General features: G+C 65.9%; 10 protein-coding genes. 5 read left to right on the top strand and 5 right to left on the bottom strand.

Going from position 1 to position 9,590, the window contains the following annotated elements; genetic code table 11:
- Window positions 1-112: 112 nt before the first annotated feature.
- Window positions 113-544: a hypothetical protein gene (locus C8263_RS16585; protein WP_107139245.1), complete on the top strand. Its 432-nt coding sequence runs from the start codon at window positions 113-115 to the stop codon at window positions 542-544.
- A gap of 233 nt (window positions 545-777) precedes the next feature.
- Here the strand turns inward: C8263_RS16585 and C8263_RS16580 are convergent, their stop codons facing one another.
- Window positions 778-2,004 carry a hypothetical protein gene (locus C8263_RS16580; RefSeq protein WP_107139244.1) on the bottom strand — a complete coding sequence of 409 codons (1,227 nt, stop codon included), beginning with the start codon at window positions 2,002-2,004 and terminating at the stop codon, window positions 778-780.
- A 289-nt stretch (window positions 2,005-2,293) separates the two neighbouring features.
- On the opposite strand from C8263_RS16580, the gene C8263_RS16575 reads away from it, so the two are divergent.
- Window positions 2,294-2,956: a hypothetical protein gene (locus tag C8263_RS16575; RefSeq protein WP_107139243.1), complete on the top strand. Its 663-nt coding sequence runs from the start codon at window positions 2,294-2,296 to the stop codon at window positions 2,954-2,956.
- Window positions 2,957-3,175: a hypothetical protein gene (locus C8263_RS16570; protein ID WP_107139242.1), complete on the top strand. Its 219-nt coding sequence runs from the start codon at window positions 2,957-2,959 to the stop codon at window positions 3,173-3,175.
- 43 nt (window positions 3,176-3,218) lie between these two features.
- Here the strand turns inward: C8263_RS16570 and C8263_RS16565 are convergent, their stop codons facing one another.
- The 3 genes from C8263_RS16565 to C8263_RS16555 form a co-directional block, all read right to left on the bottom strand.
- Complete coding sequence (locus tag C8263_RS16565) at window positions 3,219-4,757, bottom strand: tetratricopeptide repeat protein (RefSeq protein ID WP_107139241.1); 1,539 nt, start codon at window positions 4,755-4,757, stop codon at window positions 3,219-3,221.
- Window positions 4,754-5,836, bottom strand: a complete 1,083-nt coding sequence (locus C8263_RS16560; protein WP_146160737.1) for a protein kinase domain-containing protein — start codon at window positions 5,834-5,836, stop codon at window positions 4,754-4,756. The genes C8263_RS16565 and C8263_RS16560 overlap by 4 nt, the downstream gene beginning before the upstream one ends.
- Before the next feature lie 90 nt (window positions 5,837-5,926).
- Window positions 5,927-6,988 (bottom strand): flavin-containing monooxygenase, encoded by a 1,062-nt coding sequence (locus C8263_RS16555; RefSeq protein WP_107139239.1) that lies wholly within the window; start codon window positions 6,986-6,988, stop codon window positions 5,927-5,929.
- Window positions 6,989-7,471: 483 nt separating this feature from the next.
- On the opposite strand from C8263_RS16555, the gene C8263_RS16550 reads away from it, so the two are divergent.
- Entirely contained in the window at window positions 7,472-7,918 is a 447-nt protein-coding gene (locus tag C8263_RS16550) for an Xre family toxin-antitoxin system antitoxin (RefSeq protein ID WP_107139238.1), read from the top strand.
- Window positions 7,915-8,457: an RES family NAD+ phosphorylase gene (locus C8263_RS16545; RefSeq protein ID WP_107139237.1), complete on the top strand. Its 543-nt coding sequence runs from the start codon at window positions 7,915-7,917 to the stop codon at window positions 8,455-8,457. Before C8263_RS16550 ends, C8263_RS16545 begins: the two co-directional genes overlap by 4 nt.
- On the opposite strand, the gene C8263_RS16540 is transcribed toward C8263_RS16545, so the two are convergent.
- Window positions 8,400-9,590 carry an MFS transporter gene (locus tag C8263_RS16540; protein ID WP_233218874.1) on the bottom strand — a complete coding sequence of 397 codons (1,191 nt, stop codon included), beginning with the start codon at window positions 9,588-9,590 and terminating at the stop codon, window positions 8,400-8,402. The two genes, C8263_RS16545 and C8263_RS16540, sit on opposite strands and share 58 nt — an antisense overlap.

Here is a 9,590-nt window from a genome sequence, read left to right as displayed (position 1 = left end):
AGCGTGGTGAAGATGGGTTTGCGGGAACTGGTACGGTCGCTCGGCCGGGAGTCAGCCCGCCTGGGCGACTTGATTGACCTCTTGACGCCGTTCCACACGCACTCCCCAGAAAGTGTCGGGTACTGAGCACGCCCACACTGTTGAGGAGCTGATCACCAACCGGAAGCGCCAGACGTTATATGACTACGCCAGTCGACGTCCTTTTCACTTCGGTGAGCTCAATGATTGGTTCACTGAGGTACAGAAGGCGCACAACATCGAAGCAACAAGAGCGGCCATCGCATTCAATACGACTCTGAATCTTGAAAAATTCAAAGAACGTCGAAATTTCAAGAGACAGCAGTTCCAATGGCTGATGGCCGCCCTGCTGGGCGTCATTGCGGCGGGGACATCCGGCGGCAAACTGGTGAGCCTGTTCTGGGAAGGCGCGGGAGGCCTGCCTCAATCGGAACTCCGGTATGCCCTCGTGGCCATGACGGTTGTTGCCATGGTGTTCCTTGCTGCGTACAAGGGATTTGTGGAGCCAATCGGGGCAGAGACCTGAGCCGGATTCCGGATCATCCGTTCCGGCACCGAAGTTTCGGTGCCTTCACGCCGCTCCGTCCCCGTTTTTCCTTCTGTCTTCGGTGGGGTACACCCGTTCTTCCATCACGGGTGTACCCGAATCCTGATGAGCCGTGCAGGGTGGATGGGCGGCGGCGGAACTGGTGAACGTCCTTGCCCCCGCCCCTGGCCTGCGCCGGGTTGTCGTCCTCAGGTGACCTTCAGAGCGCCGGTTTACTCGTGGGGGGGCGGTTGATCCGGGTCGCAGTAATCAATGGCCGCGCTTTGAAACGTGCCAGTCACAATTTCCCGTTTGAAGGGGTAGCCAACCCGCACGCCTTCCGCCGCACATTCGAGGGTGAAGCGCTCCCCCGGCGCCACCGACGTGTCGCCCAGCCGCAGTGGCCGCTTGGCCTCGTAAATGGCGCAGTAGGGTGTGCAGAAGTAAAAGCCGACGGGCGTGCCACTGCTGGTCTGGGCGATGGCGGCGCCACCCGTCTCCACGGCGCGCCGGATGTCATCCCACAGGGCCACACTTGCGGCTGGATCGGGGTCCAGGGCCCACATCTCGGCAATCACGCGCGCTGCATCCGGGTTGCGTTTCAGGGACGCGGTGGACGCTGGATCGGTCATGGCCCAGGGGTCAAACCCCTTCTCGCCGGGCAGCGGCGTGCGCAGGAAGGGCCCACCTCCCCGTGGGCGCTTGGGCGCGCCTGTGCCCGGCGGGCGCTCATTCATCAGGGCCGGGTAGCTGATCAGTTGGCCGGCCCGGTACAGGGCTTCAATGGCGGCTTTGGCCTGGGTTTCAATCTGCTCATGCAGTTCGGCGGAGGCGTTCGGCCGGTACATGCCCGCGGCGTACTGGGCTTTGGACATGGCTTCGGCAAACTGACCTCGAAGCTTGGCGAGTCTGGCCTGATCGCTGGGGGGCGTGGCCTCCTCCAGGCCGTGCATCGCCGCTTCGGCATGCAGGCGCATGGCCTCCAGCGCCGCCATCATGGCCTCCAGGTGGGGCCGGGGACAGGGCTCCACGGGCGACCAGGCCGGCAGGGCAGCGGGCAGGGTGCCCTGGGGCAGGTCAAAGTCGGGATCATGGGTCGCCTGGCTGGCGTGACCCAGCCAGCGCTGCACCTGCTGGTAATAGGCCTCCACCTGATCAAATGTTACGGGCGGCACGAAGCCCACGGTGCCTGGATCGGCCGTTTCATCGGCCGCCAGCATCTTGTCCCCCAGGGTTTGCAGGGCGAAAGCGTTCCAGGCGCAGGCCAGTTCCAGCCCCACATGGCGCTTGAGGGCAAAGGGACTGACGCCGCCCACCAGCAGGTCGAAGCGGCGGCGTTCCGCCGCGTCCAGCAGGGGATGCACCGCCGCACCCGCCTGCCGGTAGGCGTAGAGGGTCTGCGCGTCGCGCTCGCCACGGGTAAAGGCGCGCATCCGCGCCCAGATGCCTGGAGTCTCCATAACACCTACTGTACGGGGGGCGAGACGGACGCGCGGCAGAAGTTGAAGGCACACCGTGCAGGACCAGGTTTCAGCAACGGCCTTCAGGGCCATTCGCAGCCTGTTTTGCGTCGGTCCCAGACAGACGCCAGGTCGGCCGATGCCTCCTTCCTGCAAAAAGGGGCAGTGGTTTTCCGATACATTGCCCTGCGCCACGGACGTGACCTCCGGTGCTCAGCCGGCGCCTGCCACCTGCCTGGCGATCAAGCGTAGGCGGGGAGAACTTCTTGAGTAGACTGGACCACCTTCCATGACGGCAGATGACCTTTCCCCCAATGCCTCATCACATGGGCTGTCGGCCGAGCTGCTCAACGTCACGCACGCGCTTCGTGTACGCTTTCCCAGACGGCCAGCCGAGATTCGACAACCCACCGAGAATCTGCAAGAAGCCTATGCCCAGGCGCAGGACCTGAGCAACGAATTCCTCTCTCAACTCACGCTCTTCGGCACCCTCTCTGGCGCGCGGGCCACCCCCCGGCCGAACGGCATCAAAAGCTGGGCCCGCACGGAAGAGAAAGGTAACCTGTTCGGTCTGGTGCCACTCGACATCCTGGGGGGCAAATACGTGTTTGGGCAACTCGCCCCCCTATACGCGGCGGCGGCGCGCGTGCATGAGGGCTTTGACGTGCTGGCCTTTCAAGACCGGTTCCTCAAGCCTCAGGCCAGTGGCTACCGCGACCTGCAGTTTGTGGTCTCTGTGCAGGGGCACGCGGCGGAAATTAAGTTCTGTCACGCGGCATTTGATGAGCTGGACGCCTATGAGCACCGCCTGTACGAAATGCGGCGGGTCCTCGAACGCAAGGCAGAACTGTCCGCCATTGAGCGGATTGTCTTGGATACACTCATTGATGCGAGTACACTGATGTACCAGCAGGTCTGGGCCAGCGTCAGTGCAGAGGGAGGCGGTGAGTAGATGACCAAGTTTTATCTGGTGGGCACCGTGCCCGTCAAAATCGAGAAGCGTCCCGACGGTGCGACGGTGGTTCAGGCCTTTAATGTCCAGCTGGGCCGCCTGGAGAACAACTCCCGCTACTACACCATGATCCGCCGCGATGACACCGGACTGGTGCGGGTGATCACAGAAGCGGAGTTTGACGCCCAGGTGGCGGCCCTGCGGCTCAAAGCGTCCTGATCAGCGAACCTTGCGCGGGGGTGGCCTCAGGCCACCCCCGCGTTTACGCCTCACTGAAGGCCAGCACGTCGGCCATGGCGCGCTGAGCGGTCAGCACCAGCCCAGGCTCCGCAATCTTTTCTGCCATGAGGCGCGCCCGCATCAGCCGTTCCGGGGCAGATGGATCCTGAATGCGGGCCAGTTCCCGGCTGTAGTACAGCGTGGCGAGCGTTTCGTATTCCCACAGCGACCGGGCGCGCGCCGCCGCGATGGCCTGTTCATAGCGCGCGCGCCCCAGTTCTTCGTTGCCACGGCGAAATGCGATCAGGCCCTGGGTGGCGCTGAGCGTGAGGCCCAGTTCCGTGTCAGGGGGCAGCGGCTGGGTCCGCGCGAGGTACTGCTGGGCCAGGTCGAGCTGCCCGGCTTCAGCGAGGTAGAAGGCCATGTTGTTCAGCAGCAGGTCCTCGTCCGGGGAGGCGGCCAGCGCCATGCGCGTGAGGTCAATGGCCCGGCTGGGGGTGGGATCAAGCAGGTGCGAGAGATACCCCGCCAGGATCGCGGGTTCTGCGGAAAACGGTTCATCCTGGAACCATGCGAGGTAAGCGGCGCGCGCCGCCTGAAACTGCTGGGCTTCATAGCTGGCCCATCCGGCCGCCTCAAAGTTGCGCGGCACGTCGGGCCACTGGCGCTCATCCAGGTTCAGACGCACTTGAGGGGCCGCCCACTGCACCTGCGCCAGGGCGTTCTCGGTGGGTTGCTCCAGCGCTTGTTGGAGCCGCCGCCGCACGGTTTTGGGTTTGGCGTCCTGGAGTTCCAGGGTGCCGAGGGCCGCGGCCAGCTCACTGATGTGGTGGGGCCGAAATTCCCGGCGGTCCAGCACTTCGCGCGCCCGTTTGATGCTTCGGGGCACCAGGCCCGCCACCATGGCAGCGCTGATCTCGGCGGCCATCAGCCAGGGGTCGTGGGGGGTACGAGGTTGACGCCGGAGCAGATCAACCGCTTCGTCTGGCGCCTGAACGTGCACGTAAAACCGCACGGCCGCCCGGAGCACCAGCCGGTGGTGCGGCGCCAGGCCCACGGCGACCCGCAGGTGCCGCTCGGCCTTGCGGGTCGCGCCCAGGGCGGCGTACATGCGGGCCAGGTCCACGTGGGCCAGTGGGTCGCGGCCAAACGCGTTCAGGTTCGCGCGCAGCCGGCGCACTTCACTGTGCATGTCGTCTGGGGCCAGTTCATCCAGGTTGGCTGTGGGGAGGGAACGCAACCCGGCCAACGGCTGGCCCAGGATGTGCCGGGCGGCCTGCAAGACCCGCGCTGTGGTGTCGTGAGGGTGGCGCAGCAAAAAGGCGGCGGCGGCCTGCGCGCCCTCAACCTGGCGCAGGAGGGTGGCCGCGCCGGTGAGTTCAGCGGCCCGCCCCACGGAAGGGTGTAGGGCAAATGCCGTCTGTAACTCCAACAGGCGGACGCTGGCCTGCGCCCGGACACGCTGCGCTTCCTTGGGCGGCGCAGCGTTCAGGCTGTTGGCTTCGCCCAGCTGGACGGCGGTGGCGGTCTCCCGCCAGCGCGGAAGGACGCGCCGGTCTTCCTGCCGCGGCAACTGGGTCACCGCGCACGCCGCTGGGCCAGCAGGGCCCGCTGCCGCAGCCGGTCAAACAGACTCACGTACCGCTGCACGCCCGTGGGGTCAAGGGTGCCGACGTTGCTCGGGTGCCCGCGCCGGGCAGGCTCTGGAAAGCAGAGTTCCCGGATACAGCGGGCCAGGTCGGGAGTCAGCTCCGGCCCGACCCGGGCCAGCAGATCACGCTCGACCGCCTGCATCGCCCGGCCAAAGGCGCTCAGCAGGTGCGGCACCAGATCCGCAAAGCTGCCTTCCCACTCCCCGCAGAAGATGATGGGCTGAAGGGGCTCGTCCAGCTCAGCGTACAAATACGTATTGAAGTGCTGATGGGTAAACAGGAAGGTGACCAGCCCGCCCAGCATGTAGAGGTCAGCCCATTTGCGCTCCCGCCAGACTTCGGTGGACGGCGCGAAATACAGCACTTCGGGCGGGGCGTACTCCATGGTGCCGGAGAACAGATGCTCGTGGTGGGGGGAGGTGCCGCGGGCGTCCACGGCCCGGCCCAGGTCGCCAATCTTCCAGCCGTCCCCGGGAAACACCAGGACGTTGGCGGGTTTCAGGTCATTGTGGGCGTACCGGGCCCCGTGCAACTGCTGCAGCCCCACCGTGACGTGGTGAACGCAGTGCAGCAGCCAGACCGAATCGATGGTCGTCATGGCCAAGTGGTCGCGGATGTCCCCGGCCGCGCGGTCAAACACGATGTAGGGCACCGGGACGATGCTGCCAGGCAGCCGCTCCTCGCCGTGATCCATCGCCCGCACGACGCGGTGCATGCGCAGGTCCCGGCAAATGTCGAGCAGTTTGACTTCGAAATTGAACTGCGCGGACACGAGTTGCAGCTCGAGCATGACGTTGGGGGCCTGGTAGACGTCAGACAGGTCAATGGCTTTCAGGAACCCTTCGCGCCCGTCGCGGTGCCGCACGAAGTAGCCGACCGAATGCTGCCCTTCATGAACGGGCGCCGCGGTGCCCAGGGGCGTCAGCACGTCCCAGCCGCTGGCCAGGGTCAGGCCGGCCAGGAAGTGGGCGGGGTGGGTGTGTGGCGCGCGTGGCGGGGGGTGGGCCATAAGGGTGAGAGGTACCGGTACCGTAGCACGAGTCGCATTCATGATCGCGCGCAACAACCCGTGAAAAGGCATTCTGTGCGGCTCTGGCAGTTACAGGAGGTGGCGGTCAATCAGCCGCTGGGCGTCCTGCCCAACCCCGCCCAGCAGAGCGGAATTCCGCGTGCGTTGCCAGGGAAGGCCCAGGAAGAAGACGCCTGGAACGCGGGTGACACCGCCGTCGTGCATGGGCTGGCCCTGGTCATTGAGCACGTCCACCGCCAGCCAGCGGTAGTTCGGGCGGAAGCCGGTGGCCCAGAGTACGCTCTCGGTTTCCAGGTGCCCTCCGTCCTCGGTGATGAGCGCCCGGCCGGCCGTGCCCACGATCCGCGGCGCGAGCCGGAGCTGCCTGGTCCGGCTTAGGTACCTGAGGTTCGTGCCAATCACAGGGTCCCGGCGCTGCAAGACGCGGCCGAGGGGTGAAGCGGCCTTGACCTCCAGCAGGCCCAGGGCGCTGAGCCCATCAAAGATGTCGCGCCCGAGCAGGCGCTGGGGCAGGGCGGGCTGAGGGCGGCCCTGCGCGACCGTGACCGTGTGGGTGCGGCTGAGTTCCTGGGCAATTTGGGCGCCGGAGTTGCCGGAACCCACCACCACCACGCGGCCGGGGGGCAGGTCGGTGGGCCGCCGGTACGCGCTGCTGTGCAACTGGACCACGTCGGGTGCGAGGGTGCGGGCGAAGGCAGGCGTGTGCGGCGTCTGGAAGGGGCCAGTGGCCACCACGACCGCGCGGGCCGTCCAGTGGCCCTGCGGCGTGTCAGCGGTGAATCCGGTGGGTGTGGCCTGGAGGTGCAGGACGGGGGACGCGTGCGCGACTGGAAGCTCAAACGCCTGGACGTAAGCGTGCAGGTAGTCGGCCACCTCGTCCTTGGTGGGGTAGTGCTCAGGGTCGCCGGGGAAGGGCAACCCCGGCAGGGCGCTGCGTTTGGCCGGGGTGAACAGCACGAGGGAGTCGTAGCGCGCGCGCCAGCTGTCGCCGGTGCGGGCGTTGGCATCGAGGATGCAGAAAGTCCGCCCGGCGCGCTGGAGGTGGTAGCCGGCCGCGAGGCCCGCCTGGCCCCCACCAATCACGAGGACGTCGAGGGGTGCGGCAGACTGGTCATCAGGAGGCACACGCATACCGTCATTATGTATGAATATGTGTTCAGATGTAAAACTGAGATAGACCCAGCATGAGGGAAGTGATGCAGGCCATAGACCTGCGCTGCCCCCGAGGCGCGGAAGGCCATGCCAGCGGCTGGCTCAGGCCACCTGTTCCAACTGGTCTGCGCACGCCAGATCAACCTATTACATTTCCGCATTCTCAAAATGCTCTTCTGAAGTCACTGGTGGTCTTGCCAGTCGAGCGGCCCCTGGACCGCTCGCCAGCGGTGCCGGTCACCTGACCTGGCGTCAGGGTTCGGGGGCTCTGGAAGCCCACGAACAGGCCGCGAGCCCACAGTGCCCCGCCAGGGTTGGCACTGTCACCACGTCCCTGTTCTGGTCACACGGATCTGGTTCGCTTCCCGGCAGGTCAATCTCCGTCTAGCGGGGGTTTGCTCGCAGGGGAGACCAGCGCCGCCTGGAGCGGCTTGCGCTCTCCTCGCCCTGAAGGCTGACAACATGACCCAGACGTTTACGCCCACCCGCACCCCCCCTGTCCTGCCCGGAACCGCACTGCTCGGGCTGAAGGCCACCACCCTCCTGGATCTTGGTGAAGCGGTGCATGCTGGCTTGAGTCCAGCCACTGTCGAGCGGCTGGGCACGCACCTCGGGTTGAGCCTGGCCGAGACCCTGTCACTGCTGAAACTGAGCAGCAGTACGTACCACCGCTACCGGCGCACCGGCCGCGCACTCAGCGCGGACGTCAGCACGCACCTGTACCACCTGGCCCGGGTGACGGAAGCTGCGGAGCGGTACTTCGAGCACAAGGACGCCGCCCACGTCTGGTTGCAGACGCCGCGCGCCACCTTTGGCCACCGCACCCCCCTTCAGTTTGCCCTTCCGCCCGAAGGCGCCGAGTACGTGACGACCGTGCTGAGCAGGCTTGAGCACGGCGTCTACACGTGACCCTGACCCTCCACCGCGTCAGTAAACTGCAGTACGCCACCCAACCCCTCCTCACCGACCATGGCTTCGGCGCCGCAAAGTTTGGCGGTCGCTGGAACAGTGCCGATCGCGCGCTCGAGTTTGACCGCCGCATCATCTACGCCAGTGACACCCTGGGGCAAGCCCTGCTGGAGGTGATTGTTCAAGTGGGCAGCGGCGCGCTGCACCGGGTGCCCCACGGGCATGTCACGCTCGCGGTGGATCCAGATGCCATCGCCGAATTGCCCGCCTCGGCGCTGCCTCCCAACTGGAACGACCCTCCCCTGAGCCCAGCCACCCAAATCATTGGAGACGAGTGGTATGACCTGGGCAGTTCACCCGTCCTGCGCGTCCCGTCTGTGATTCTGCCGCTGACGGTGTATGGCCCTGGACAGGCCAATTACCTGATCAATGCGGGTCATCCCAATATCCGCACGGCGGTTCAACTGGTGATTCTGTCGTTTTATTCCAAGAGGCCAAGTTCGGCGGCTCCAAGTTGTGTGCCGGTCTTTGCGGCATAGCTGCTGACGAACCAGGCGGCGATGCCTCCCAGGCCACCCAACAGCATCAAGGACAGGCCATAGCCTGAGGTCCAGGTGAACAACCCACTCATCACCAGCGGCGTGACGGCCTGCGCCAGATTGACAGGCCGGGTCAGCCAGCCATTGACTGCTCCATACACGGCTGCCGGATACCCACGGACCAACAACTCTGACCGGGCCAGGGTGAGGGCGCCGCTGGCTAACCCAAACAGCACAATGCCCGTCACTTTGCCCCCGGTATGCGCATTCAGAAGCAGCCATGATCCGACAGCCAACAGGCCAAGCAGCATCACAGTCAGTGGTGCCGGTCCCACCCACTTCACACAGGGAACGAACAGCACCCGTCCGGGCAGGGCGCTGAGGCCCAGCAGGCCGGTCAATGCGGCGGCCTCTCCCGGGCTGGAGCCCGATGCCAACAGCAGCGGCGCGAGTTGCAGGCCCACGCCCACCGTGACGATCCGGGCCAGCGTCAGCCCGGCGGCCAACTGCAGGGCGGCGGGGTCAGGGGTGAACGACGCATGGCTTCGCATCCTCCTGGCCTGGCCATGCTCTGGGATCACCCGCCACACCAGCGCCGCCATGACCAGTAGCAGGCCAGCCCATCCCAGCAGGGTGACCCGAAGCCCAGCCCCGTGCAACAACACCGTCGTGAGCGGCACGAAGATCGTGCTGGCCAGTCCAGCGACCAAGGTGACCGTGAGGGTGGCCCGGGTCCGGAAGGCCTCTGAGACCTGCTGCCCCAAGACGGTGAACACCGCCTCATAGAAGGTCAGGGTCATGGCGAACCCAGCGAGCAGCCACCCCAACAGGAACAGCAGGTAGTGGTCCGTCAGGCTCAGCACAAGAAAGGCCACGGCGCCACTCAGGGCACCCCCACTCAACAGCAGCCGTCCACCCTGCCGGTCCAGAACACGGCCAAACCAGGGTGCCAGGACGGCACTCACGAGGAGCGCCGCCGTAAACGCGAAGCCGGTCTGCACCCGGGTCCAGCCGTAAGCCTGTTCCGTGGCGACGGCGAGCAGCGGCTGAGCGTAATACAGGGCGCCGTAGCTCACCGTGCACAAAAGAGCCAGCGTCCACACGACGGGACGCGTGGACGCTGGCGAGGCCAT

The sequence above is a fragment of the Deinococcus arcticus genome (assembly GCF_003028415.1).
GTDB lineage: Bacteria > Deinococcota > Deinococci > Deinococcales > Deinococcaceae > Deinococcus > Deinococcus arcticus.
Note: the sequence above shows the minus strand (reverse complement) of the source record. Positions and strands in the feature narration are given on the sequence as shown.

Coding starts and splice junctions, on each gene's coding strand:
- C8263_RS16570 (WP_107139242.1), top strand. CDS start 2,957: ATGACCAAGTTTTATCTGGTGGGCACCGTGCCCGTCAAAATCGAGAAG.
- C8263_RS16555 (WP_107139239.1), bottom strand. CDS start 6,988: ATGCGTGTGCCTCCTGATGACCAGTCTGCCGCACCCCTCGACGTCCTC.
- C8263_RS16580 (WP_107139244.1), bottom strand. CDS start 2,004: ATGGAGACTCCAGGCATCTGGGCGCGGATGCGCGCCTTTACCCGTGGC.
- C8263_RS16550 (WP_107139238.1), top strand. CDS start 7,472: ATGACCCAGACGTTTACGCCCACCCGCACCCCCCCTGTCCTGCCCGGA.
- C8263_RS16560 (WP_146160737.1), bottom strand. CDS start 5,836: ATGGCCCACCCCCCGCCACGCGCGCCACACACCCACCCCGCCCACTTC.
- C8263_RS16575 (WP_107139243.1), top strand. CDS start 2,294: ATGACGGCAGATGACCTTTCCCCCAATGCCTCATCACATGGGCTGTCG.
- C8263_RS16540 (WP_233218874.1), bottom strand. CDS start 9,590: ATGGCCTCGCCAGCGTCCACGCGTCCCGTCGTGTGGACGCTGGCTCTT.